This window comes from Subtercola lobariae, assembly GCF_014640255.1.
Classification (GTDB): Bacteria; Actinomycetota; Actinomycetes; order Actinomycetales; family Microbacteriaceae; genus Subtercola; species Subtercola lobariae.
Map to the genome: position 1 here is coordinate 1 of NZ_BMGP01000011.1, position 23,960 is coordinate 23,960.

General features: G+C 60.3%; 19 protein-coding genes and 4 pseudogenes. 10 read left to right on the plus strand and 13 right to left on the minus strand.

Annotated features, from left to right (window positions below; all coding sequences use genetic code 11):
* A pseudogene (locus IEX24_RS19100) lies at positions 1 to 380 on the plus strand (hypothetical protein); the annotation flags it as partial.
* Between the two features lie 72 nt (positions 381 to 452).
* Here IEX24_RS19100 and IEX24_RS19105 read toward each other — a convergent pair.
* Together IEX24_RS19105 and IEX24_RS19110 are read right to left on the minus strand one after the other, a co-directional pair.
* Complete coding sequence (locus IEX24_RS19105) at positions 453 to 1,619, minus strand: mandelate racemase/muconate lactonizing enzyme family protein (RefSeq protein WP_188681331.1); 1,167 nt, start codon at positions 1,617 to 1,619, stop codon at positions 453 to 455.
* Positions 1,620 to 1,677: 58 nt separating this feature from the next.
* Positions 1,678 to 2,481, minus strand: coding sequence for an IclR family transcriptional regulator (locus IEX24_RS19110; RefSeq protein WP_188681334.1), 804 nt, complete (start codon positions 2,479 to 2,481; stop codon positions 1,678 to 1,680).
* A 218-nt stretch (positions 2,482 to 2,699) separates the two neighbouring features.
* On the opposite strand from IEX24_RS19110, the gene IEX24_RS19115 reads away from it, so the two are divergent.
* From IEX24_RS19115 to IEX24_RS19125, 3 genes are read left to right on the plus strand one after another with little or no spacing between them, the layout of a single operon-like run.
* The gene (locus IEX24_RS19115; protein ID WP_229715597.1) at positions 2,700 to 3,653 is read left to right on the plus strand and encodes a carbohydrate ABC transporter permease; all 954 of its coding nucleotides are present in this window, start codon (positions 2,700 to 2,702) and stop codon (positions 3,651 to 3,653) included.
* Positions 3,650 to 4,507 carry a carbohydrate ABC transporter permease gene (locus IEX24_RS19120; RefSeq protein ID WP_188681336.1) on the plus strand — a complete coding sequence of 286 codons (858 nt, stop codon included), beginning with the start codon at positions 3,650 to 3,652 and terminating at the stop codon, positions 4,505 to 4,507. The genes IEX24_RS19115 and IEX24_RS19120 overlap by 4 nt, the downstream gene beginning before the upstream one ends.
* 57 nt (positions 4,508 to 4,564) lie before the next feature.
* Positions 4,565 to 5,872 (plus strand): ABC transporter substrate-binding protein, encoded by a 1,308-nt coding sequence (locus IEX24_RS19125; RefSeq protein WP_188681338.1) that lies wholly within the window; start codon positions 4,565 to 4,567, stop codon positions 5,870 to 5,872.
* Positions 5,873 to 5,991: 119 nt separating this feature from the next.
* On the opposite strand, the gene IEX24_RS19130 is transcribed toward IEX24_RS19125, so the two are convergent.
* Genes IEX24_RS19130 through IEX24_RS19145 form a run of 4 tightly spaced genes read right to left on the minus strand, consistent with a single transcriptional unit; the run spans position 5,992 to position 9,512 of the window.
* Positions 5,992 to 6,936: a DUF4862 family protein gene (locus tag IEX24_RS19130; RefSeq protein ID WP_188681340.1), complete on the minus strand. Its 945-nt coding sequence runs from the start codon at positions 6,934 to 6,936 to the stop codon at positions 5,992 to 5,994.
* Complete coding sequence (locus tag IEX24_RS19135; RefSeq protein WP_188681342.1) at positions 6,936 to 7,874, minus strand: sugar kinase; 939 nt, start codon at positions 7,872 to 7,874, stop codon at positions 6,936 to 6,938. Before IEX24_RS19135 ends, IEX24_RS19130 begins: the two co-directional genes overlap by 1 nt.
* 1 nt (position 7,875) lies before the next feature.
* Positions 7,876 to 8,598, minus strand: coding sequence for an SDR family NAD(P)-dependent oxidoreductase (locus IEX24_RS19140; RefSeq protein WP_188681344.1), 723 nt, complete (start codon positions 8,596 to 8,598; stop codon positions 7,876 to 7,878).
* Positions 8,595 to 9,512, minus strand: a complete 918-nt coding sequence (locus IEX24_RS19145; RefSeq protein ID WP_188681347.1) for a dihydrodipicolinate synthase family protein — start codon at positions 9,510 to 9,512, stop codon at positions 8,595 to 8,597. The genes IEX24_RS19140 and IEX24_RS19145 overlap by 4 nt, the downstream gene beginning before the upstream one ends.
* 122 nt (positions 9,513 to 9,634) lie before the next feature.
* Between IEX24_RS19145 and IEX24_RS19150 the strand changes: the two genes are divergently transcribed.
* From IEX24_RS19150 to IEX24_RS19165, 4 genes are all read left to right on the plus strand, one after another.
* Complete coding sequence (locus IEX24_RS19150; protein ID WP_188681350.1) at positions 9,635 to 10,324, plus strand: bifunctional 4-hydroxy-2-oxoglutarate aldolase/2-dehydro-3-deoxy-phosphogluconate aldolase; 690 nt, start codon at positions 9,635 to 9,637, stop codon at positions 10,322 to 10,324.
* Positions 10,325 to 10,331: 7 nt separating this feature from the next.
* Positions 10,332 to 11,183, plus strand: coding sequence for an SMP-30/gluconolactonase/LRE family protein (locus IEX24_RS19155; protein WP_188681352.1), 852 nt, complete (start codon positions 10,332 to 10,334; stop codon positions 11,181 to 11,183).
* Between the two features lie 42 nt (positions 11,184 to 11,225).
* Positions 11,226 to 11,444 (plus strand): Sec-independent protein translocase subunit TatA, encoded by a 219-nt coding sequence (tatA, locus tag IEX24_RS19160; protein WP_188681354.1) that lies wholly within the window; start codon positions 11,226 to 11,228, stop codon positions 11,442 to 11,444.
* Between the two features lie 203 nt (positions 11,445 to 11,647).
* On the plus strand, positions 11,648 to 12,100 hold the full coding sequence (locus tag IEX24_RS19165; RefSeq protein ID WP_188681356.1) for a hypothetical protein: 453 nt from the start codon (positions 11,648 to 11,650) through the stop codon (positions 12,098 to 12,100).
* Between the two features lie 113 nt (positions 12,101 to 12,213).
* On the opposite strand, the gene IEX24_RS19170 is transcribed toward IEX24_RS19165, so the two are convergent.
* Together IEX24_RS19170 and IEX24_RS19175 are read right to left on the minus strand one after the other, a co-directional pair.
* Positions 12,214 to 13,449, minus strand: coding sequence for a golvesin C-terminal-like domain-containing protein (locus tag IEX24_RS19170; RefSeq protein ID WP_188681358.1), 1,236 nt, complete (start codon positions 13,447 to 13,449; stop codon positions 12,214 to 12,216).
* A 1,375-nt stretch (positions 13,450 to 14,824) separates the two neighbouring features.
* Positions 14,825 to 16,624 (minus strand): CocE/NonD family hydrolase, encoded by a 1,800-nt coding sequence (locus IEX24_RS19175; RefSeq protein ID WP_203586080.1) that lies wholly within the window; start codon positions 16,622 to 16,624, stop codon positions 14,825 to 14,827.
* A 91-nt stretch (positions 16,625 to 16,715) separates the two neighbouring features.
* Here IEX24_RS19175 and IEX24_RS19180 point away from each other — a divergent pair, with 91 nt between their 5' ends.
* Positions 16,716 to 17,324 (plus strand): TetR/AcrR family transcriptional regulator, encoded by a 609-nt coding sequence (locus IEX24_RS19180; RefSeq protein ID WP_188681360.1) that lies wholly within the window; start codon positions 16,716 to 16,718, stop codon positions 17,322 to 17,324.
* A gap of 743 nt (positions 17,325 to 18,067) precedes the next feature.
* Here the strand turns inward: IEX24_RS19180 and IEX24_RS19190 are convergent.
* The 4 genes and pseudogenes from IEX24_RS19190 to istA form a co-directional block, all read right to left on the minus strand.
* Positions 18,068 to 18,481: pseudogene (locus IEX24_RS19190) on the minus strand (ATP-binding protein); the annotation flags it as partial.
* A gap of 8 nt (positions 18,482 to 18,489) precedes the next feature.
* On the minus strand, positions 18,490 to 19,557 hold the full coding sequence (locus IEX24_RS19195; RefSeq protein WP_203586078.1) for an IS110 family RNA-guided transposase: 1,068 nt from the start codon (positions 19,555 to 19,557) through the stop codon (positions 18,490 to 18,492).
* 452 nt (positions 19,558 to 20,009) lie between these two features.
* Positions 20,010 to 20,414: pseudogene (locus IEX24_RS19200) on the minus strand (ATP-binding protein); the annotation flags it as partial.
* Positions 20,411 to 21,844: pseudogene (gene istA, locus IEX24_RS19205) on the minus strand (IS21 family transposase); the annotation flags it as partial. The pseudogenes IEX24_RS19200 and istA, both read right to left, overlap by 4 nt.
* 511 nt (positions 21,845 to 22,355) lie before the next feature.
* Between istA and IEX24_RS19210 the strand changes: the two are divergent.
* A complete protein-coding gene (locus tag IEX24_RS19210) occupies positions 22,356 to 22,874 on the plus strand; it encodes a DUF6611 family protein (protein ID WP_308419030.1) in 519 nt (172 codons plus the stop codon).
* A 903-nt stretch (positions 22,875 to 23,777) separates the two neighbouring features.
* Here the strand turns inward: IEX24_RS19210 and IEX24_RS19765 are convergent.
* The coding region (locus IEX24_RS19765; RefSeq protein ID WP_229715604.1) for a hypothetical protein at positions 23,778 to 23,960 on the minus strand (183 nt) is incomplete at its 5' end.

Consider the following 23,960-nt stretch of genomic DNA (forward strand, 5'->3'; position numbering starts at 1 on the left):
CGTCAACGGAGTCCAACACCAACCGGATCGCCCGCTCTTTCAACTCGGGTGGATACTTCTTCATCGCTGGCATGATTCTTACCCTTTCAGGGGATCAAGAACCTCCATTAAACCCGGGGCTAGACACGCACGAGGTGACCGCGGATGAGGTCGACCTCATTCATCGGGTCGCTGCGAAGTATTACCGGCTGATTTTCATGGATTCCGGTAACAGCGACCGCGCCTCGAACTGGTTGCGGATGATCGATCACACCGACCAGCTGGTGATACCGACTACGACGATGGAAGACCGGGCGCAGGCGGCGATGCTGACGTTGCAGGCCGTCGAAGGGCGAAACGAAAACGCGGCCGAGCTGGCCAGCAATGAGAATGTCAACTGAAATCGGACCCAGGTGAGCACTCTGAGCCAAGCCCGGCAGATGTGCGTCGCCGCGCTCGTGGCCGCTCTCGCGTTAGTTTTGCCTTGTCAGGAGTCGCACTTTGGTCTCGTCAACTGTGACGCCCAGCCCAGGGGTCGTCGGCAGGTGAAAGTCGCCGTTTGCTTTGACCTCGAGCTTTTCCGACAGGATCGAGTTGGCGACGGGCAGGGTGTTGGGCTGGTATTCGAACACGAGTGATGCCTGGCTGGCGGCTGCGACGTGGATGCCTGCCGCCATCGCGACGCCAAGGGCAGCTGAGTGATGGGGTGCGACGCGGGCGTGAAATGCGTCAGCGATGCCAGCAATAGCCATGCCTTCTGTGATCCCCGTGCGACCGATGTCGGGTTGGACGATTTGAACAGCGCGTTGGCTGAGCCAATCGGCGAACTCGAAGCGGCTTCGCATCGCTTCGCCAACGGCGATAGGCGTAGCGAGCGCGACGGCGAGATCGCGATGACCTTTTACGTCTTCGGGTGCGAGAGGGGCTTCGAAGAACCACGCGCGTCGGCGGTCGAGCTCCAGACCCAGCGTGCGTGCGTCGCCGAGGCTGTAGCTCCAGTGTGCATCGACGGCGATTTTCGCGGCGGGCGCAGCTTCGCGCACGGCGTCAAAGGTGGCGAGGTCTTCGTCGATTCCGCTGCCCAAGTGAAGTTTGAAACGACATACTCCCCTCTCAGCCATCGTGGCGGCGCGCTCGGCGCGTTCTGCGTCAGTTGTGCCACGGAGCCCGGAGACGTAGGTCGGAACCGGGTTCGTGAAGGATCCTCCGAGGAGTTCTGTGATTGAGCGGCTCTCAAGTTTGCCGCGAAGATCCCAGAGCGCGATGTCGACGGCAGCCATTGCGTCTGCCTGGTGCCCGAGGAGGTGTCCCCGTTCCCGCATCGATTCTGACATTCGATGCCACAGCACCGGCACGCACTGGGGATTTTCGCCGAGGAGCAACGGGGTGAGGAGACGGTCGACGATAGCGGCGGCGACTTCGGGGGCGACCGGGGCGAGCGCCTCGCCCCAACCGAATTCACCGCTGTCGGTGGTGATTTTGACCATCAACGTCTCGTAGCCAGGCGAGTAGAGGCTGCGCCACGGTGGCTTCACCATATAGCCGCGGTGTTCGACGGCGGAGTCGCTTGCGTATGAGTCGGCAGCCTCTTCCTTGCTCAGGAAAAGCGGGAAAGTTTCGATCTGCGAGATTTTGGCCATAACAAGACTTTAGCATTACCCATTCACATAATGCGATCGGTATGCACCATGTGAATGGCTAGGCGCTAAGAACTCGCGGCTGGTTGCGCGACGGGCTGAAGCCAAGGCTGACGGACACTTCATCTGCAGCCTCGATCACCTGCAAGGCGAGTTCTTGGTGTCCGGTTCCGTCGAGGTCGATGACTGAGAGCGGGCCGGATGCAGAGAGCGCGGCGACGCACTCGCCTGTGCGATTGCGGATCGGCGCCGCGATGCAGGCGCGGCCGAAGGCGAGTTCTTCGATTTCGGTGGAATAGCCTTTGCTTCGAATTTGATCGAGCGCCGTCTCCATGGCTTCACGATGAACGATGGTGTGAGGTGTGAATGCGACGGGCGGTGCGCTAAAATATTCGTCTACTCGTTCGGCGCTCATGCCCGAGAGAAGTGCCTTGCCCATGCCTGTCGCGTGTAGGGGGCCTGAGCGCCCGGCCATTGAGAACGACTTAGGCGCATTGGCACCCTCGAAGTTGCAGAGATAGTAGAGCGAGAGGTCACTCAGCTGGGCGACGTTTACGCCAAGCCCGGTCGCATGGGCTAAGTTCTGTGCGACTTGGCGAGCGGCTCGAAAAATGGGCGATCCGTTCAGTGCGATAGTTCCGAGCGAGATCGCTGCCGGGCCGAGTCGGTACAGACCAGTGCGCTGGTCTTGTAGAACAAAGCCGAGACGATCGAGTGAAGACATCATCCGCGAGACCGTCGACTGCCCAAGCCCGGTCATGGTGCAGAGTTCGGAAACTCGCAGCGTGCCCAACTCTTCAGTGAAGCACGTCAACAGCGAGATCGCACGTTCGACGGTTTGCGTTCCTCCGGCGGGATCGGCCATGGGTTCTCCTTCTCAGCTGCATCGGATCCTCATATGAGAGGGTCACTCACTACTTCGATCTTAGTTGCTGAGAGAGAAACCGCGGCATAAATATGTGGGTTACGTATGCATTTTGTAGATCTCAAATCCATACTGTGGTTTACTAGTCGAGAATTGGTTTTATACGACGATGTACAAGGCGAACCGTCCTTACATCTCGACGAGTGAGGAAGTAACAGGTGCAGTCTTCTGTTTTGGACGAGACGGTCGTCGATCCCGTGCCGCTCGTTCCACTGCCTGAGAGTAATGGCCGGGGGCGCAGATCGAAAATATCTGCCGGGGACCGCCGGTTCGGATTCATGCTCGCGCTGCCAGCTATCCTCCTCTTTTTGGTCATCTCGCTGTTCCCGCTGGTCTCTGGAATCTTCACCAGCTTGTTTAAACAGTCGCTTCTGCGCCCGGGCAGAACATTCGTGGGGCTCGAGAACTACGGCAACATTGTCGGCGAATTTTTCGATCGGCTCGGTACGACCCTCATCTTCAGCATCTCGGCGACGATCCTGCCCGTGATAATTGGTGTCGCTCTGGCGCTGTTATTGAATTCGCGGATGCGGGGGCGCAATGTCATCAGGGGTCTGATGATGCTGCCGTGGCTGCTGCCCGGCGTGGTGGTCGCGTTTCTCTGGTCGTGGATTTTCAACGGCAACTATGGTGTCATCAACTATCTGCTCAATATGGTCGGTGCACCCTCCACCGATATTCTGGGCTCCCCGCTGGGTGCCATGGCGGCTGTCGTCATCGCTAAGACCTGGAATTCGTTTCCGTGGATCATGGTCGTTGTTCTCGCCGCACTTCAAACCCTGCCGACCGAGCAACTCGAGGCGGCCGCGCTGGATGGTGCAACCCGTCAGCAACGCTTCCGCTTCATTTCGTTTCCGCACATCATCGGCCCGGTGGCACTCGTCGCGATGTTGGAATTCATTTACAACTTCGGCAACTTCGACACCATCTTCGTGATGACCGGCGGTGGGCCCGGAGACTCCACAACTACGCTCGCCGTCGACCTCTACAACCTCGCCTTCGGCAGCTACGACCTCGGCGCCGCATCGGCTATGGGAGTGCTCTGGCTGATTCTTCTGGGGATCATCTCGAGCGGCTATTTGATTCTGAACAGAAGATTGGAAACCCGATGACTAGAAGAAGTGAAGTAGGCGAAGCCATAAGCCAGCCTCGCCTCTCGGGCCGAGGCCGGGTAGCCCTAGCCGCTCTGGTCGCATTCGGGCTCCTGCCCATCTATTGGCTCACCGCAACCGCCTTTACGAACCGCTCAGATGTCTTCGCCGTCCATCGGCCGCTCATTCCACTCAATCCAACGATCGACAACTTCGTCGCGTTCTTTCAAAACACCGCCCTCCTCCAAGACTTGGCAAACAGCTTTGTGGTGTCGACAGGTACGGCTCTCCTCTCCGTCTTCGTCGGGGGACTGATGGCCTACTCGCTATCAAAATTCCGTTATTCGGGCCGAAATGCGCTGATGCTGATGTTCTTGATCGGGCAGCTCATTCCCGGCGCACTTTTGTTGGTATCGCTATACCTAATTCTCGGGTCGGTCGGGCTGCTGTACACCTACACCGGGCTGATCTTGTCGTTCACGACCTTCACGCTACCTCTTACAGTGTTTCTCCTGAAAGGGATCATGGACGCCCTCCCCGACGACATCCTCGAAGCAGCAAAAGTCGACGGTCTCAGCCGCATCTCCACCATCTTCCGAATTGTCTTCCCCCTCGTCGTGCCGGGACTCATTGCGGCAGGGATGTTCGCCTTCATGCGCGGCTGGAGCGACCTCTTGTTCGCTCTCACCCTGGCCGGTCCCGACAAGCAGACCCTTCCGGCTGGCCTGACACAGGCTTTCATCCACGAAGGCACCGCCGATTGGCCGGGGCTGATGGCGGCCTCGCTGATCACCTCGATACCCCTCGCAATCATCTTCGTCCTCCTGCAGCGCTTCTTCGTATCCGGCCTCGCAGCCGGAGCCGTCAAAGGCTGAACACACCTCGCACCCAGCACGGAGCCACATCCACTCGCAATCCTAAGGAGCATCACCATGCAACAAGGCACCGCATTCTCCCGCCGGTCGTTTCTCACCGGCGCGTCGGCAGCCGCCGCCCTCGGCGTCCTGACACTCGCGGGCTGCACCACTCCGGCCCCTCCCGGCGCCGGAGGCCCCACTAGTACGGGCACCAGAGTTGGCACCATCAACCTGTACGGCAACGCGTTAGGCGAAGACGCCCAAAAACAAGCCTGGCAGACGATGGTCACCAATTTTCAGGCCTCCTCGCCCGGCACGACGGTCAAACCCGTCATCTATCCCTACGACCAGGCAGCAACTCAACTTGCCCTGATGGCCAAATCGGGCACGCTCGAAGGCGTCGGACAAGCCGGCCCGTGGCAGATCCTCACGCCGTTCGGCGTTCTAGCCGATCTCACTGACCTGGCCGCCGGCCTCGACATCCCGCAATCGATTCTCGACGGATACACAATCAACGGGCAGCTCCTGGTGATGCCCCAGAACGCAGGAGGCATCGGGCCGGTCGTCAACGGCGATATCGCCTCAAGCGTCGGCCTTACCTCAGGCCTGACGACCGATAGTTTCGCTGCCGCGCTCGAAAAGATTAAGGCGCAAGACCCCTCGCTGATCCCGTACGCGGCGGTGACCAAGAACCCCGATCTTAAAGACATCGTGCCGTGGATGTGGGGCTTCGGCAGCCAGGTCGTCACCGACGACCTGACGTGCACCATCGGCGACGCCGAGAGCGTGGCTGCGGTCACCTGGTACAAGGGTCTCCAAGATCAGGGCCTCACTTCTGCGAACATCGCCCGCGCGGACGCACGGATTCTTTTCGCCCGCGGGCAGACGGCGATCTACGACGACGCTCCCCTGGCCGGAACGTTCGTGAAGACAAACGGCGGGGCGCAAAACATCATCGCCAACATCAGCGCCATCACACGGCCGACTTACCAAGGCAAAACCTCGTACAACCGCACCTGGGGCAGCGGACTTTTTGCCACCGCCGGGGCCGGCGAGCTCACCAGCCGCGACCTGATCACCTCGATGATCACCAGCCTGGATTCTGCGACAGCACTGTTCACGCAGTCCGCGCTGGTTCCTGCTTCGAAGAAGATCGCCGACCAGATCCCGGCGATTACCCAAGACGCGTTCCAGGTTCAATTCCGGACCGCGGTAACGGAGAACACCCGAGCAGCCGCCTACGACAAAATCGCTGTAACCGCCCAGATCGACACCACCATCGGTGCAGGAGTCGCGAACATCCTCGCCGGCCAGACGGACGTTCAATCCGGGCTGAACAACCTCAAAGGGCAGGTGCAGAAGCTGCTCGACGATAACAAATAGTCCCGCGGTCGGCGAGGTGGGGGTGGTACCGGTTCGCGGTACCACCCCCACCGTTGTCTAACCGTGTCGCACGGAGCGGCGACCGCGAAACCTGGATGAGCCTGACGCCGACCAGCGGATCAGCGGATGGATGCCGCCTGACGAATGAGCCGGCCCGACTCACGGATGCTGTCCCGACGCTGCATGAGAGTATCGGTCGGCGCAGCACCCACCTTCATTCCGAAAACGGCCAACTCGGTCGGATCACCCAGAGCGAGCATCGCCGCCGTCAGTCGGGCCGCGGTAAGTTGCGAGTGACCGTCGTCGGCTGCGACCGGAGGTAAGTGAAAGTCGGCCCACGCCCCCCCGCGACTTATCGGTGAAGCGGAGCATCCTGAAAACATGAAGCCGCGTAACAGGCCCTGTGAACGGGCTGCACCGATGTGCGCGAGTGGAGTGCTGGCATCCCGTCCCTCGATCGCGGAACGCGCCCAATTGAGAATTACGCCGAAGCGGTGCCCTTCGCGGACGTTGACGGCTGAAATCGCATCGAGTTCACCCTGTAGGTCGAGAAAACCCTTGGCGCTGGGCTGGCCGAGGACGTGCGCGTCGCAGTGTTCCACGAGGAGTTCTGCGCCGCCCCAGTCCCAACCGCCGATCTCCGCCAACGACTCGGCGAAGTGCGGCACCGAAGCCCTCCCTCCACCTGGAGCTGAATGGATCTCAACCGCCTGCACAGCGCGACGGCCGAGTATTCGGTTCGTCGCGAGAATCGTCCGCTGAGCGGTGCGGGCGAATTCGATGGCGCGTCGGCGTCCCTCACCGTCTGAAGAGGCCAGACCGAACAGCGGGTCATTGCCAAGCCGTTGCATCACGCCCGGGATCAGTGTCACCACGAGTCGCTCGTTCCGAGCGAGGTTGTTCAGGAACCATCGCTGATCGTGGGGATGCAGCGATGTCTGAAACGGCACCTCCCAGCCGGAGAAACCGTCAGCGGTGCGCGCTTCTTCGAGGAGGAGCATCTCGTCTGCCGGCGACCAGGCTACCTTCGGAACGATCGCGTACGCGCCCACGAACCAAGCCATCAGCCCACCCCCGCCAGGATCGCATCGCGCTCGGCCCGCGTTGGCAATCCCGCCGTATCGCCCGCGACGGCGACGACGCGGGCCGCGAGCCGCGAGCCGATCAAACTTGCCGCGCCAGGCCGATGGCCCTGCAGCCGCGACCAGACGTACCCGCCCGTGAACGAGTCTCCCGCGCCGACGGTGTCGACGACCGCACTAGCCAAGCTGGGCTGATGAACTGGCTGCAGCCCGTCAGCCCAGTAAGCGCCTCGTGCGCCGTCCTTAATGACGACCTCGCCGCATCCCGCGGCGCGCGCGGCACTGATGATCTCGCCGGGCTCGTCCGTTTCGAAGAGATGAACGGCTTCGTCGACGCCGAGAATCAGGATGTCTGATGCAGGTAACAGAGCGCGCAAGGTATTGATGCTGCGCTCTAAGTGCCCGAGTTGGGGGCGGAGATTGGCATCGAGAACGAGCATGCGGTCTTCGGCATGGCAGCGCCGCCCAATTTCGAGCATCATGTTCGCGGGGCGATCACCGAGCGCAGCGGTGATCCCCGAAAGCAGAATGGCGTGCGAGTCGAGGGCTAGGGCATCCTTCGCCGCGGCCAGGTCGAGCTGGGATGCAGCTGAGCCGGCGCGGTAATAGAAAACGCTTCGGCTATCTGATGCGGTGACTTGTTTGAAGAAAACGCCAGTCGGTCGTGTTGCGTCAGTCTCGGCGTAAACGTTCACCCCGAGGCGTTCCGCAGCCGCTGCGACCTGCGCAGCGAACGGATCTTGACCCAGCCTGGTGACGATCGCCGCCAGGCCGCCGAGCGAAGCGACCGCCGCGCAGGCGTTCAGTTCCGCGCCCGCGACGTGCACATTGAGCCCGGTGGCGTTGCTCAGGTCACTTCCCGGGTCTGGCTGCAGTAGCAGCATGATCTCGCCGATCCCGACGACATCGAAACGGGGCATCTCACTGCCACCGGCTGCGCAGCTCGGGTTTGAGCCACGCGGCGGGATTCGAGATGGAGAGGCCACCGTCGACCGGCAGGGTGACACCGGTGATGAATGAGGCTTTGTCGCTGGCGAGAAACACGATCGCTTCGGCTATCTCGCTGGTGCGACCAATTCGGCCAAGCGGATAACCTTCTGATTCCGTCGTTGGCTCCGTCCTGAATGAGCCAGGAGCGACAGCGTTGACCCGGATGCCTTCTGGTCCGTACTCGAGAGCTAACTGCCTAACCAGACCTTCGACCGCCGCTTTCGCCGCTGCGTACGCTGGCAGGCCGGGTGCGGCCAGGGTCGCGTTCACTGAAGTGACCGCGACAATCGACGCACCAGAGGTCAGAAACGCGAGTGCGGCTCTGGTGACGTAAAACGAAGTATCGACGGTTGCCCGAAAGGTCAGCTGCCATTGCTCATCAGTGAGCACGGCAGCAGCCGCCACCGGCATTGCCGCTGCGGCCAGAATGACGGTATCAAGTCCGCCGAGCGCGTTAACCGATTCGGTGACAACGCGAGCCGCTTCGACCGAATCCGAGCAGTCAGCAACGACGAAGCTGTCGTAGAGTCCGTCGTCGCGCGGTTCGGTAAGCCCGGCGCCGCTGACGAGATCGCCCGCGACGCGGAGTTGGCGGGCGGTTTCGTAGGCCAGATCGGAGGTGCCGCCAATGATCAGCACGCGCCGGCCGCTCACGCCTGCACCGTCCTTCTGAGCACAGGCAAAGACAGTTCGTCGAGAATAGTCGCGAGGGCCCTGCGCGTGCCCGCATCAATCCGACCGCTCGGGTATCGCACACGAGCGCTTTCGATGAGCCCTCGAGCCACCAGAACCTCCTTGTGCACCGCCCAAGCCAGACCCGGTTGCAAACCGAAGACGATCAGCGGCAGCAGACGCCGGAACGCGAAACGGGCATCGTCGCCGCGCCCAGCATTCCACAACGACAAAACGGTCGCCAGCTCATCTGAAAACTCGCACGCAGGCATCGTCCCAACAGAACCGCGTTCGTATTCCTCGAGCACGAATTGTGCGTTCTGACCGCCGAAGACCGCGAAATTCGAACCACCGGTAAGGTCGACGACCGCCTCGATCTTCGGCGGAGTCGGGGGCGCTTCGATCTTCACGGAGTCGACATGTTCGATCCGACTCAATTCTGCGATGACAGCCGGGGCCATCGCGACCCCGGTCATTCCAGGAGCATCCTGCACCATGATCGGGAGTCGAGTGGCACTGGCGAGTTCCCCATAGAACTCCGAAAGGGTTCCCGCGGGCGGCTTGACCATGAACGGCGGAATAGCCATCAACACATCGGCGCCGCCTTCTTCGGCTTGTAGAGCTTGCTCAATGGCCGTGACGGTCGAGGTTCCGCTGATTCCCGCAACAATCGAAACCGCACCCGCGGCAACGTCGCGCACGTCGGCCAGAATGATTTGGCGCTCGGCCGAAGTGAGAGTGAATCCCTCACTGGCGAACCCGAAAACAGCGACGCCCGATACACCTGCCGACAATTCGAACTCCACCACGCGGCGCAGCCCCCAGCGATCGAGTTCCCCTGTGCGGGTAAATGGGGTGGCAAGAATCGGCATCAGACCAGATACTGTGGCGAGCATTAACGCAATCCATCCTTCGCTTTGATCACTAAACTTTCGCAATTAACATTCACATTGTGCATTAGTCTGCCATATATTGATAGGGAGTGCCATCAGAGTCAATCAGAATCGAAAAAGGGAAAATGCGTCAGACAGTGTCAAGCGAAGCCGCCACGCGTTTGGATGGCGCCCTCGAGCGCGTGCCCATCATCGGAATAGTCCGGCTCAACTCCGCCGTTGCCGCATCGAAGGCGCTCAACGCCATACTCGAGGGTGGCGTTCTAGCCGCCGAGGTAACCCTCACCACCCCCGGAGCTCTCGACATAATCAGCAACCATCGGCGCAAAGCTAAATCTGGCGTTCTCATCGGGGCCGGGTCGGTACGAACCGTTTCTGACGCGTACGCCGCGCTCGGCTCGGGAAGCGACTTCCTGGTCACTCCCACCTTCAACCCCGAGGTAGTGGCTCTAAGCGTGGCCGCCGAAATTCCAGTTATGTGCGGGGCATGCACGCCGACCGAACTCGACGCAGCTAACCGGGCGGGAGCCAACTACCTGAAACTGTTCCCTGCGGGGCGCCTCGGCCCCGACTATCTGCGTGACGTCCGCGCTCCGATGCCCGAGTTACGGGTGGTGCCCACCGGCGGGATATCTCTCGAGAACCTCGACGAGTGGTTTGACGCCGGGGCGGCCGCGCTGGCCATCGGCAACGCACTCGTCGCCCAAGCCCTCGCCGACCGCGACAACTGGAAAGAAATGGCAGAAGTCGCAGCGCAGTTCGTCGAAGCAGCCCGCCGAGCCGCCCAGCAACGCGCGACCCAGTCAGGGACATAGATAGCCGATGTGGGCAGACAAACTCAGCCAGCAACGCTACGCACAAGGCGAATCGCCCCGGTGGGACGCGCGAACGAAACGATTGCTATGGGTAGACCTAGCAACGGGCACGCTGCACACCGCACAACTCGACGCAGGCGCCCTCACCGACCAAGCAAGTTACCAAGTCGGCGCCCAGATCGGCTGTGCGGCACCGGTGACGTCAGAAGACGGGTGGGTTGTCGCGACCGGTCAGAACTTCACCCGGCTGCACCCGAACGGCACCACCAACCAGATCGCACTGATAGCGCCAACCAGCGCGACAGCCCCCTATCTGAATGACGGCACCTGCGACCCATCGGGTCGGTTCTGGGCAGGTACACAGTGCGTTCCGCGGCGCGACGACGGCGCCCTTTACTCGCTCGAAACCAACGGAACCATTTTCAAGCGACTCTCCGGTGTCACCGTTTCGAACGGAATCTCGTTTACCGCAGACGGGCGCACCATGTTCTACATCGACACCCTGCCTCACCATGCAATAGAGCGTTTCACGGTCGCCCCGGACGGCGCACTCAGCAACAGATCGCTGGTAACCGACGTTTCCGGCGGCAACCCTGACGGCATGACCATCGACGACGACAGCTGCCTCTGGGTCGCAGTGTGGGACGCCGCAGAAGTCAGACGGTACAGCCCACACGGCGAGCTACTCACAACAATAAAAGTGCCAGCCCGGCGACCAACAGCTGTCGCGCTCGCCGGCACCACCCTGATCATCACCACCGCAAGCGTCGGGATCACCGACCCCGACGACCTCGGCGGGCACCTCTTCGCCGCAACCGCCCCCGTCGCAGGACCGGCTGCCAGCACCTGGGGTCCCTAAATCAACGACCCTCACCACAAAGCAGAAGAAAGGTCTCGTTCCATGATCGGAAACCTCCAAGGATGGCACCTCATTGTCATCCTCGCCATCGTTCTACTCCTCTTTGGGGCACCCAAGCTGCCCGCCCTGGCACGAAGCGTCGGCCAATCGATGCGGATATTCAAAAGCGAAGTCAAAACGATGCAGAACGAAGACCCTGATTACACCGAACCCGCATCAAACAGCGCCGACCCGATTCAGATCAACCACACAGAGAAATGAGCCGGAGCAATTCCCGCCACCAACCGTTGCGAACTGTGATCGTGCGATGTCCTGACGCTGTTTGCCGCTCTAAGGCATGATCCCGGGCAAGTCGACACGTCACCAGATCGGGACGAGGCCGGTCAGTCGAACACGTGCTGCGGTGAGCACACCGGGCTAGAGGCCGGCAATGCCCGTCCGCGCCATCCCCGGCCGTGAACCGGATGCCTTCAGAGACGACGGACGTCAGGCTCGCCAACCGTTCAGACTGCCCCGGCCAGAACTTGTTCGCCCTCGGGGTCGGTGAACGAATCGCGAGCGGTTTCTTGCTCGATCGAGGGCACCCGAACCGCGAAGTTTTCGTCGAGCCGCAGCAACCTCGCCAAATGCAACGCGTCAGGCGCCTCGGTTTTGACCAGATCGCCGACCGGACGCTGCGACTTCGACGGCGCCGTAACGTCACAATTGATACCCCGGCAGAGGAACTGTGCCTGGCCAGCCCGAACCCGGTCGGCTCCGCCTCATACGCGACCACTGCCGGGCCCGGAAAACGCTTCCCAGTCGAGCACCTCGGCTATCTCGTAACCGAAACGACGACGAGTGATTTCGCCGGTAACTTCATCGATAGCGCAACCAACGATGCTGCGCGCACACTAAGCCCAATACTCATACGCTGAGAAACCAATGGGGCCTGCATTCAACTGTCGGATAGGCCAGCCCGATACGGTCGGCAACCCATGTTTAGTTGAATGAAGGCCCCAGCCTCAAGAGGACCGAAGACTCATATCGTCTAGGTGGTAAGGATTAATCGAACAGTGTTCGTGCGCAGGATTCCGGTGCCGGCTCCTTGTAGGCTGACCGTCTCGGGTTGACCGGCGGTCATCGCGAAGGATCCGAGGTCGATCCAGCGTGAATGAGGTCCGCTGGTGTCAACTGTTGTCGATGTGCTCGTGCCGTCATGAGTAACTGTGTAGGTTGCTGCGGTCGTGTTGCTGGTGCTCTCAGGTATCCAGGCCGCTACGTCGTACGTGCCGGTCGTCGGAACGGTTGCGTTCCATTGCGCAGTACCCTTGCCCGGGTATGCCCATCGGCTCGCTGTCCCATTCCAACCGCTGATGCCGCTTGCCGACCAGGCTCCGGTTTCGTGATAGTTACCCGACGTTAGATCAGCGTTCACCGTGACGGTGCCCGCAGGGGGCGCGTAGTACCGAATGTAGTCAACGTCTACGGTGGCGGGAAGCATTGCTGGGTCCGTAGTCCCGTGACCTGAGTAGGAAAGCGCGAGGGTTGAGAACCAGATATTCATCAGATTCTCCTTGTGCGCGCTTGCTGGGTACGACAGCGTCTTGGTAAGGACTCCGTCGGTATAGAACCGAACGCCGCCCGCGTCATAGTCGTAGCCATAGGTATGCCAACCCGCCGAGGCGTCGAGATTGGTTGGTGAGTATTTCTCGGTCGAATATCGGGTATAGGACTGTGAACCGCTCGGTAACGTCCAATCGAAGATGTTGTTTTGTAGTTGCGTAAGGTCGTTGGAGTCGATTTCGAAGCCATCGATCTCCGTTTGTTGGCACGAGACATTCATGCTGGCCGGATCGACGCACATCGACCAGAACGCCGAATGCCATCCTGGGCCAGTGTTGATTTTCGCCCGAGTCTCGTAGTAGCCGTATCCGAACTGCTGGTTGCTGATGACTCCGCCGCCGGTATTGCCGACTGACGGCGAGTCGTTCAGTGCGATGTGTAGTGCGCCGCCGCTTTCTGAAAGGCTGCTGGCGAGCTGCGTGCTCTTGGTGCCATCTTGATCAACGTTCACCCCAGTGCGGGGCGTCCATGCAGACAAGTCGACCGACGTACCGTTGAATTCATCGTCGAAGGTAGGTTGCCCATACCCGCTCAACGGTGGCGGGTCGGCTTTTGCCGTCGATGGCGCTTGTATGGCGAATAGCGTGGTGGTAAGTGCTGCGCCCACCACGACCATGGTTGCCATCCGCTTTGCATCTGATACGTGGGTGAAAGAGAACATACCTTTTCATCTCCTCATTGAGAGTTGTACTGACAGACCCGTTGGCCCGTATAGACACATCTACATGCTGTTTGCACTATATGCAACTTAATTTCGCATGATAGAGGTCTCATGCACCAAATTGTTAGAGAGGTCGGGGGTAGAGATCGATTGTTGTCCGCGCCACCGCGGCGTTTGCGCGTCGATTACTCGTCACGAGATGACGATGCCCAATGCTGGCGTGCAGTCACGTCACACCCTGACCGACATCGTTCGCCGAAGAGAGGACCGGAGCGACTTTCAAATACCGACGTGAGGACACAGAATTCGCCTGATCTAATGGAACGCACTCCGGCGCGATGTATCGATCCGCTTCCCGGCTGCCTGGGCCGCATTTCGTGTCGATTCTGCGTAGCGGTGCATAGTGCTCATCGGCGATGCAAAGTAGTCACTAGTCGGTTCCTAGAAAATCAGCTGGGTTGCGATCTCAAAGCCGCCGAACGAACGCTACCAACGCGGTGGAGCCACTCTCGCTGGAACAGCAATGTGGTGAGGCAAGACGCAACTTCCATCCACCATGGTGCAGAGATCCCCTTCGGACCGATGATTGCAACCGAGTAGTGCTCATTATTCTGTGAGGAAAGTTTGCTCGATATAGCGGCTGTCTCCCGCCGGATTTACTGGAGGTTTTTGATTCGTTGAAAGGGTAAGAATCGTGCCAGCTTCGAAGAAGTATCCGCCGGAGTCGGAGAGGCGTGTGGTGCGCCTTGTTGTGGAAGCCCAGAAGGGTCCTGATGGTCGCGGGGCATCCGCTCGGGTCGCGCAGCAGCTCAAGATCATATTTACGAGCCATCGTCTTCCGATCCTTGCCAAAGGTTTGATCTATCAAGACTTCGGTTGCGGTTCTGTGTCATGATCGGTGGCACTTCGTGTGTCAGGACTTCGGTGACGGTCACGCTCACATGATTTTTCTTGGACCTCAAGGCTTGCCCTTGCTGACGTAAATGGTGCCGAGTTCGGGCCAGGGGTGTTGATGAGAAGTTCGCAGGTGGCCACGTCGTAGAACGCGATGGTGGTCTCGTCGCGGTCTACGGAGCCGGCAAGCCCATCAAAATCATCTTCGCATGCACGCTCTTAGGCTCGTCACCTCCGTCTGAACGGACAGAGTGTCATCGCCAAGAACAGCCGAAACGTCATCCATGCCTTGATGCAGAACCGTCACCGAACCAAACCCATCCAAATCAACCGGCCGCAGTCGTCGAAGCGAACGACTAACAAAGGCTACCCAGCCACGGTCCAATCTGGGAACAACGGAGAGGCCTGTCGGCTCCGGGTGTCCACGGTGGCGTCTGGCGATCTTGGAGCGCCGTGTAACTCCATCTTCCAGAACTCAGCTTCAATTGCGGTCGACTTCGATCCAGCTACCGCCGCCGAAGTGCAGGGTGTTTCGCGACAGGTAGGGCGGAACGGGAAGATCAAAATGAGCAAACCCCTCGCCGACGCCTTTGCGAAGCAAATCCGTTCTACTGGCAACGTCGAGTCGCAGCCGATCTCCAACCAATAGCAACGTAGGTGCCGGGGTGAGACTGAAGCGAAGATCAACCGGACGCCCGGGAACGAGCGGACGCCGGTCGCCCGAGTTGACGGCGATCTCCACGGCGGAGCCTGCGCCGAGATCGACTGTCCGTCCGGCAGGCCTGAGAGCGCCGAGAGACAAATGGTGGCGTTCACCGGCGGTATCGACGCGTGAGAGTCTTGCCACGACATAAGAATCAATTTCATTGCAGCTGAACCGCAGGTGGGCCGTGACTGCGCCAGCCAGGAGCATCTCCTCAGTGACGAGAAGCTCGAACGCGAGGGTTGGGTTCGCGACGTCCTCGAGTCCGCCGAGGACGGGTAGGCCTATAGGTACAGCCGCCCACGAGTTGGATCCCTCGGCCGCGCCGCCTGGGACGAGACGATGGACAGCAGTGTCGGCGCCAGCGGATTCCAACTCGAGGCGGATGGTCTTTGCCCGCGCTGGCGGAAATGTTGCTGCTTCTTCGAACCGCTCGGCACCCTCTACCCAATACCTCACCGCTGCCTGCTGCGAGTAGCCGTTCTCGGTGCCGTAGAGCAAGTGGTCAAAGAAGGCCAGCGCTTCTCCCTGCCAAGAAAAGACCGGAAGGTCATAGGTAGGTTGGGCAAGGATCAGCCACTTGTTGTCAGCAGGGGTGCAAGCCTTTTCAAATAGCTCGTAACTGCCGAACTGGTGCAGGTTGAAGTAGCCAAGGTTCTCGACGGTGACGAAAGGCACCTTGATCTGCTCGAGCGTTCCGGCGGGACCGAGCGGGATCGTCGTGGTATCGCGCGACTTGCCGTCGAAGAGCCAGTTGGCATAGATTTTGCGGACATCCTCGATGGGGGTTGCTGACATGAACTTCTCGAACATGCCGTCGACGCGACGAGGTAACATCCGCTCGACCATGGGGCGCAAAGGCCCGTTCAGGAGTTGGCTGATGAGCGCGCGTTGGTCAGAACCCATCCTGCTGTCGAATTGCTCTTGCGTAAAGTTAGACCCCATCCAGATGTTTAGGAAGTGCAGGGCGGGGACTCCCCCGAACTGGACGAGGTGCCGGAAATAGTCAGTGCAGATCTCGTTCGCGAAGAACGCTTTCAGTGCTGGCGGGTTGCGCAGCGCGACCTGCAGTTGGGTCATGCCGAAGTAGGACGTGCCGAACAGGACGACGTCGCCATTGCACCAAGGCTGGATGGCGGCCCAGGCGATGGCCTTCTCGTAGTCATCGACATCGCGGTCGCTGAGAAACATCCCGGTGTCGCCATCGGAGCGGCCCATGCCCCGTCGCGAAATGATTACCCGCCCGTAGCCCCGATCGGTGAACACGCTCGGAGATCCGATCTCGTTGCTTCCGGAGGGAATCCCCGCTGTGAGGCGTTCAGTGTTGTACGCGGTGAATGACAGCACGGCTGGGTAGCGTCCCGGAGCTTTCGGAGTGTAAACGTCCGCGCTCAGAGATATCCCTTCATCCACCCCGATGCGCTGATCCGGAAACACAAGGTTTCCGAGATGGTCCATCGCCGTAGAACTCGGCCTCCAACCGGCATACTGCACACCAGAAACCGAGCCGCGAAGAGGAATCCGCGGCGAACGAAGTCGGCGCCCACTCGCAGTTAAGCCCGCGTTCATTGTCGTCATAATCACTGCCTTCTAAGTCGGTGGATCGGGTTCGATCGGGTGACATTATTTCATCCCTGGAGGAAACTATTTTCATCGTATGATGAGACTCATGAAAAAGGCAATAGGCGAAGCCGAATCGGGTCGTGGCCCCCGCGAGGATCGCGGGGTCATTTCAGCGCGAATTATTAGCGCGGCCAGGGACGAATTCATCGAACAGGGAGTCAGCGGCGCTACATTTCGCGCCATCGCCCGACGCGCGGACGTTGACCCGGCCCTTGTCCATTACTACTTCGCATCAAAGGAAAGACTTCTCGACGCCGCAACCACGCCGCCGCCGGACTTTCTCGACAACACCCAAACCGCGATCAGCGCCCCGTTAGCCATCAGGGGTCAACGCATCATCGAACACGTGGTCAGTAGCTGGGCGGCCCCCTCGACGGGGCCCATCCTTTACGCAACGTTCCTCTGCGCGAACGTTGACGAAAGGACGCGCGAAAAACTGCGCGCGTCAATGTCAGCGAACTTCATCGGCGCAACGTCCCAACGATTGCCCCAGCGTGATCGGTTGCTCCGTGCGGGTCTTGTTTCCTCCCAAATCGTTGGCCTCTGCTGGCACAGATACATTTGGAAACTCGACCCATTGGCAACGATGTCGGACAGAGATGTCATATCGGCTGTCGCGCCGACGCTGCAGAAATACCTTAACGGTCGAATGTAGCCGGACAATTCGCGACTCGGATCCCAGCTCACTCGTTTTCGAACCAGTCGATGATACCGGGTAAACCTCACAAGTTCAGGTTCGGATCGGTTCAATGACAGCGTTGAGGGCATTCAAGGGGGGTTGAGGTGACGCGACAGGTGTGGATTGAGGGATCGCTGGATCTTGCACGAGATTTGCCGTCCGCTTTTATTCGTTCAGGGTAGGCGCGGATATCGGCATCGTGGACCATTCTGACCATCGTGGCCATGAGGAGGACCCACCGGAGAGCGTGTTTCGCGAACTGCGCTTGGCGGTATCCCAGGCGGCCTCAGTGCCGATGCGACGGTGAGAATGTCAAGGTAAGTAAGGATCAGGGGGCACTCTAAGTGGATACCACCCCTGCTAGTTGATGGAGCAATGGGCGTGCGACGGGGTGAGCGAGTTCAGGGTTGCTTGAGTATCAGGTCAGAGCGTCGACCCGAAATGGCAGGTGGGTTGCGTGGGTCTTGAAGAGCGATCTAGGTTCGGTCTTATGACGAAGGGAAAGCCGAGCGCAGCACGGGAGGTCTTCTGGTGGGTGATGACTTTCGTTATGGGCGCGCTTGGTATTGGCCTGATTTACTTCTTCGTCACCGAGTACTCGATCAAGCTCTGGTTCACTGCCGTCATCTTCGTCGTGGGTCTACCCCTAGCGATCATTAACCTTCGACANGCACGACTGATCAGCGGACATAACCGCAACCGGTTTCTCAATCTCCTCCCTATGCCTGTAGCTGGTTCTTGGTATGGGTGAGTCGGTAGGACTGGGTGCCGGTTTCGATGATGTTGCCGCCGTAGGTGAGCCGGTCGACGATTGCTGAGCAGAGGCGTGGGTCGGTGAAGGTTTTGCCTCAGCTGGAGAGGGATTCGTTTGATGCGATCGCGACACTGTTTTTCTCTTCCCTCTCGGTGAGGACTTGGAAGAGGAGTTCGGCGCCGCGGCGGTCGAGTTCCATGTAGTCGAGCTCGTCGACCAACAGGAGGTCGACTCGTCCGTAGCGGGCGATGGTGCGGGCGAGTGTTTTCTCGTCTGCTGCTTCGACGAGTTCGTTCACGAGCCTGGTCGCGAGGGTGTATTTCACCCGGTACCCCTTCTCCGCTGCAGCAGTACCGAGGCCGATGAGGAGGATGCTTCTATGTCTCGTCAAGCGGCATTTTGGGCATGTTGCGGTGCTGCGGCGTGCGTTTCGAGTGTTCGGTAAATCTCACGCGCGATCGCTCGTTTGAGGCACCGTTTGATGTCTCGTGACGTTTTGCCCTCGGCTTCTCGCTTCGCCGCGTAGTCCTTGGTTTGTTTGTCGTGCTGCAGGCGCGATAAAGCGACGGTGTGCAGGGCTCGATTGAGCTGTCGGTCCCCGGACCGATTGAGCCGGTGTCTGGTCGTTGCCCCGCTGCTTGCTGGTATCGGTGCGACGCCGGCTAGGGTGGCGAACGCAGCTTCGTTTCGGATGCGTTTGCTGTGCGACCAGGAGACCAGGAATTGTGCAGCTGTAATCGCTCCTACCCCAGGTTTGTCGAGCAGCTCTGGACAGGCTGCGCTGACGAGATCCTCGAGCTCGCTCTCGTATTCGGCGGCTTCAGCCTCGAGCATCAACGCTCTCCGGGCGACCGAACGGAGCGCTCGGACCGTTGCGCGATGCTCAAGGGAGTGACTAGGCAAGGTCCGAAGGCGCGAGCATCGGTCGAGTTGTTGATCGGTCGTTCCGCGTCTGAGTTGATCGCGAAGAGATTCAGGTGCGTTCACAATGAGGGCTTTGAGTTGACCAATTGCTTTGGTCCGGGCGACCACCGCTCCTTGCCGCGCAGTCATTAGGACGCGCATGGCTTCCCTGTCGCCGCGTGCCCGCGGCGCGGCGAGGTGTTCCCGGGACAGCGCCTCTCGTGCGGCACGTACGGCATCGAGTTCGTCTGTTTTCGCGCCATTACGGCGAGCCGGGCGGCCCGGGCGATCGATTTCGACAACCCATTCGCCGTGCTCAAGGAGGAACGTTGTCAGGCCCGAACCGTAGCTTCCGGTGCCCTCAATTGCCCAGACTCTCCGTGTGGTCGAGTGCTTGTTCGCGAACGCGAGGACCCGCTTGTATCCGAGCGCGTCGGTCGTGCACTGCATATCAGCCAGCGCGGCACCGGTCGCCGCGTTCACCACCGCCGCAGTATTGGTATCGCGGTGGGTATCAACGCCGATGACGAAATCGACGTCGTCTGCGAGCATAGACATATGGTTTCCCTTTCATTGGAGCCAACAAGAGTCGGCATCGGCCTGGAGTGGGTTCACCATGCGGCGGGACTGTGATGAGGCACGACCATAGCTGGTCGGCCAAGCTTCTGATTAAGCCAGCGTTTCGGTGGAACCAGGCCGATGCCGGCGACTACGACGACATATCCAATGCAAGGGCACAGCGATTTCTCTCTGGCCAGTGTGAATTTCGGGTCAGTCATGAGTCACCTGCATCGACTCTGGCAGCAATCACTCCGGTGATCACAGCAGCACGCCTGATAAAGGCGTGTTGTCACTACGAATGGCCGATCGAGCACCAGCGGAAACGACAATTCCGAATGTCAACTCGCACCGCCACCGGCGGTGTCGGATCAAAGTCAGCTTCGAATGAATACCCTCAGCACCAATCAGCATCCATGGCTTGAATGCGTGATCTAAGTCTCACAGTGGGATTTGCCGGTGCCGGAGTTCCCGATCAGACACAACGACTGACCTTTGCGCACCCAGTCGCCGGTCGCGAGGGTATTGATGGTTGCGGCGTTGATCATCGGGTTCGCGTCGTAGTCGAAGTCACCTAACCACTTATCCCGCGGGAACCCGGCCGCTTTCACCCGGCGTACGGAGGAACGTCGGTCGCGGTCGTCACACTCGGCGAGCAGCAGTTCAGCGAGGAAACCGAGGTAGCTGAGCTGCTCAGTTTCAGCAGCCTTCGTGGCTTCATCGATCACCGCGCGGATCGTGGGTAGCCGGAGCCGACGGCAGGCCTGATCAACCGCTGCGGACGCGGCCTGGTCGGTCATTCCGCGGCGCCGCCGGAGGGTGGTGGTGATGCTGGTCACTGTCGGGCTCATGCTGTTCCTTCTTTCTCCTGGCCGGCTTTAGTGGCTTTACGGCGGGTCAAGACGAGGAGCTCGTCGTACTCGGTGACGGTAGGCAACGGCCGGGTATCCGGCGGAAGGCCAGCGATCACAGCGGCGGGATCAGCGAGCCGGCGTTGGGTAAGACTGACAACCCTTCGCTCATGCCCTGCAGGTTGTTCGACGGGAGGGCAATCCAACTCAGACCCGCCCCTCGCCGTCGCGGCGTGAAGACGAGCTTCGACCGCGACAACATCCGCTGTGACCGCGCCGACAGTGAGTGCGGCATGAATGCCAGCGATCACATCCGCGGCCGGCATCGACCGGTGCAGCAAGAGCACGTCGATGAGTTGCCGGGTTCCGGCCGCGTCACCGTCAGTCTTCCGCGCTGCAGCCCAGAACGCTTCGTGCGCTGCCGTGAAGGTACCGGCCGCGCGTGCGTGGGCAAGCACGGTGGAGCCGGGTAGCGCGCCGGGTTTGTGCTGCAGGACCTCTAAGTAGTGGTCAAGGTTCACGCTTTGACCGCCTTTGGACGCGATCCTCGGGTGCCGTGCGACAACGGTTCGGCCATCGAACACAACGAGTTCGGATGCGCGAAGAGATACCCGTACCGGCCTATTGATCAGCCCGGCCGGTACGGAGTATTTCGCCATCCGCACGGTGATCAGGCTCGACCTGTCCACCCGCGGCGTCAATGACAGGCCCGGTTCGAAACGCTCCAACGGTAGCGGCGCGAGCAGTGGTTGCTCGAGCGCGAAGTCCGCGGCGACAGTGCGGATTCGGTCGGCGATGCGGCGTTGATCGTCGAGTTCATCCCAGCGAATAATCGTCTCGTTCAGCTCGGCCAGCGAGTCAACGACCGGCATTGGGGTCAGCCTCGTCCGCCGGAACCGGCCCACCTCACCCTCGATGCCGCCCTTTTCGTGTGCGCCCTCGATACCGGGCTGGCAATAGAACGCGTCGAAGCCGTAGTGCGAGCAGAACAACACCCACCGCGGGTTCTCTGTACGCCGCCGCCCGGTACCGTAAATCACTGTTGTGACCGCGCTGCTGAGATTGTCGTACCGGATGTGCCGGGTCGGGATCCCGCCGATCGTTTCGAACGCGTCGATGTGACCCTCGAGGAACGCTTCCTGACCTTGGGCCGAGTACACCCGGTGCACCGCTTTGCCGGAATTCGAGAGCCGAAAGGCGAACATGTGACACTTCGTTTTCACCCCCGCCAGCATCACATACACGTCACCAAAATCGACCTCGGCCTCAGCGCCGGGCGCGTGCAGCTGCGGCACGAACGCGTCCTCATGCCGGCCAGCCTCCGCATCGATCTGTGCCCGGCGTTCCCGGACGTAGTTCCGCACGGTGGAGTACGACAACTCCGTCGCACCATGCTCTTCCGCCAACCGCGCAAATACTCGGCGTGCGGTACAGCCATCACGTCGCCCATCGTGCACAACCGACAAACTTGGAGCAGCTCTTGATTCGTAAGACAACTACCGCCGCGCTTCTCGCGGTCGGTATCACCGTCGTGATGCTGGCCGGCTCGACCAGCGCGCAGGCCACGACGCCGACCCCGCAGTCAAGTCCCACAACGTCCGCACCGAACGCTAGTGCACTACAGACGGTCTCCGCCACCCCTACCCCCGTGCCCGGTCAGAAATTGGAGCTGGTAACGGCGTGTGACGGTGAACCTCATCGAAAAAGCGATCTACTTCGAGGGTTGGCGGGTGGACAACCCGCTAACCCTCGACGCCATCTACGGAACGCTCCGATCGGTCTAGCTTCGGCCGGACGAAGATAAGCCGTAGGCAGGACGCTAAGGGGCTGTGCCTCCTTCTTGAGCGTAGGCCGTTAGGGTTGCGTTAGGTTTCGGCTGTCGTGCGTAGGACTTTCGTATCGGTCGGCGCCGGGGCTCCGCGACCGGCGCATAGTCAAACGGTGAACGAATTCGCAAGGAGGGCGGCTGAGGGACCGGCGCCGTGGGGTCGCATTCTCGCGTGGCCGGCCAGCCCGGGTCTCTGGGAGCGTACCCGCTTGACCATATATCCCCCCGGTACATCTTCGGTAGACAGGAGGTCGCTGCAGTTCACACACACCTGGCCCGTCGTCGGGGTGATCGTCGGTTTCGCGGAAATGGGCGCCTTAGGCCACCTGTTCCCGGTCATGGGAGCAACGCTGGCTGCACTGTCTTATCTAGCAGGGTTGTGGTTCGGGCTTCACTTCAGCCGAGATCTTCGCCGCCGCACTCGAACGATGACGGTAGCCAAGGTATTCATCGCGGGCGAAATGGTCGAGTTCGGCGACGTGCACCGTCTAGAACAGATCCGGTCACGCCTGGCTGACCTGGAATCGCGCCGCCTAAGTAGACGAATTGACCCGGCACTCTACGAAGCCGAATGGGCTGAAATCTTTTACTCGCTTCCGTTCGAAGACCCCGCTCACGTCTCAAACCGATAGCAGAGCTGCGACCACGACCGGGACGACGGGAACTGAATCGTCGGATAGGTGAGTGTCGGAGAACGAGGGGTTGGCGACGATTCGGCTCGAAGCGAAAGGCTCTGCTGCACAGATAGGCGACATCTGAGCTGGCTTTTACTCTGCTTCAGCACGACCGGGCACGAGTGGAACGAATGCGAAGAGCAGTGGGGCCCGATCGTGACGGCTCGGGAACCCGCCAAGGCCCCTAGCCCTAGTTCGCCAGTCGGTGATGGCTGCCCGCTGAGGGATCCGCAAACGGTCACACTCTGGAAAGAGAACGGGGCTTGAACTACATCAGCCCACCCAGAATAATGTGCATAGCGTAGTTGACGCCCCAATCTCGGTCGACCCTCACTCGTCTCCTAATCGGTAGAGCAGCGTTGACTATCTGAGAGGCCGCTCACACAGTCCAGCGGGTTGGATGCGGCGAAATACGATGAGATTGCAGCAGTGCTCGGAGTCGCTTCGAGCGCCGGTGTTTACGGGCACACGGAGGGAAGCCATGGGGCGAAAGCAGCGCAAATCGGCACGGTCACGGTTCTTCGAAACTACAGATCCCGTGTTCGTTCCGACCACGAACGATCACAGTCATGTCCTCGCGATCGTTGACGCACTCGAATCATCCGCCGGGCAACCGTATGCCCGAATCTACCGAGACAAACTCGGCTCACGCACGACCACGGTAGTAAGCCTCCGATTCAGCATGTACCGCGCGAAAATCGGTGAACTCCCACCCACCATCGCAGCCAAAATCCGGGTGCCGGTACTCTGGAACGCGCTGCGAAACCGGGCAATTAGCGTACCCGCTCGCATCGATACCGACCCCACCTCAGCTGGGTACCTCGGCGTCTGGATCAACCCCACACCAGAGCCGGCTTCGGCTCACCGCGAGACAAACCAACACACGGCGGAATGATTCGAGTGGGTGAGCAGCGTACTGTCTAGCCCCGGGTTTAATGGAGGTTCTTGATCCCCTGAAAGGGTAAGAATCATGCCAGCGATGAAGAAGTATCCACCCGAGTTGAAAGAGCGGGCGATCCGGTTGGTGTTGGACTCCGTTGACGA

What these genes read in the sequence shown, in the direction of transcription:
- IEX24_RS19105 (WP_188681331.1), bottom strand. Translation starts at nt 1,619, where the DNA reads ATGGCCAAAATCTCGCAGATCGAAACTTTCCCGCTTTTCCTGAGCAAG.
- IEX24_RS19110 (WP_188681334.1), bottom strand. Translation starts at nt 2,481, where the DNA reads ATGGCCGATCCCGCCGGAGGAACGCAAACCGTCGAACGTGCGATCTCG.
- IEX24_RS19120 (WP_188681336.1), top strand. Translation starts at nt 3,650, where the DNA reads ATGACTAGAAGAAGTGAAGTAGGCGAAGCCATAAGCCAGCCTCGCCTC.
- IEX24_RS19125 (WP_188681338.1), top strand. Translation starts at nt 4,565, where the DNA reads ATGCAACAAGGCACCGCATTCTCCCGCCGGTCGTTTCTCACCGGCGCG.
- IEX24_RS19130 (WP_188681340.1), bottom strand. Translation starts at nt 6,936, where the DNA reads ATGGCTTGGTTCGTGGGCGCGTACGCGATCGTTCCGAAGGTAGCCTGG.
- IEX24_RS19135 (WP_188681342.1), bottom strand. Translation starts at nt 7,874, where the DNA reads ATGCCCCGTTTCGATGTCGTCGGGATCGGCGAGATCATGCTGCTACTG.
- IEX24_RS19145 (WP_188681347.1), bottom strand. Translation starts at nt 9,512, where the DNA reads ATGCTCGCCACAGTATCTGGTCTGATGCCGATTCTTGCCACCCCATTT.
- IEX24_RS19150 (WP_188681350.1), top strand. Translation starts at nt 9,635, where the DNA reads ATGCGTCAGACAGTGTCAAGCGAAGCCGCCACGCGTTTGGATGGCGCC.
- IEX24_RS19155 (WP_188681352.1), top strand. Translation starts at nt 10,332, where the DNA reads ATGTGGGCAGACAAACTCAGCCAGCAACGCTACGCACAAGGCGAATCG.
- tatA (WP_188681354.1), top strand. Translation starts at nt 11,226, where the DNA reads ATGATCGGAAACCTCCAAGGATGGCACCTCATTGTCATCCTCGCCATC.
- IEX24_RS19165 (WP_188681356.1), top strand. Translation starts at nt 11,648, where the DNA reads ATGCCTTCAGAGACGACGGACGTCAGGCTCGCCAACCGTTCAGACTGC.
- IEX24_RS19170 (WP_188681358.1), bottom strand. Translation starts at nt 13,449, where the DNA reads ATGTTCTCTTTCACCCACGTATCAGATGCAAAGCGGATGGCAACCATG.
- IEX24_RS19175 (WP_203586080.1), bottom strand. Translation starts at nt 16,624, where the DNA reads ATGACGACAATGAACGCGGGCTTAACTGCGAGTGGGCGCCGACTTCGT.
- IEX24_RS19180 (WP_188681360.1), top strand. Translation starts at nt 16,716, where the DNA reads ATGAAAAAGGCAATAGGCGAAGCCGAATCGGGTCGTGGCCCCCGCGAG.
- IEX24_RS19195 (WP_203586078.1), bottom strand. Translation starts at nt 19,557, where the DNA reads ATGCTCGCAGACGACGTCGATTTCGTCATCGGCGTTGATACCCACCGC.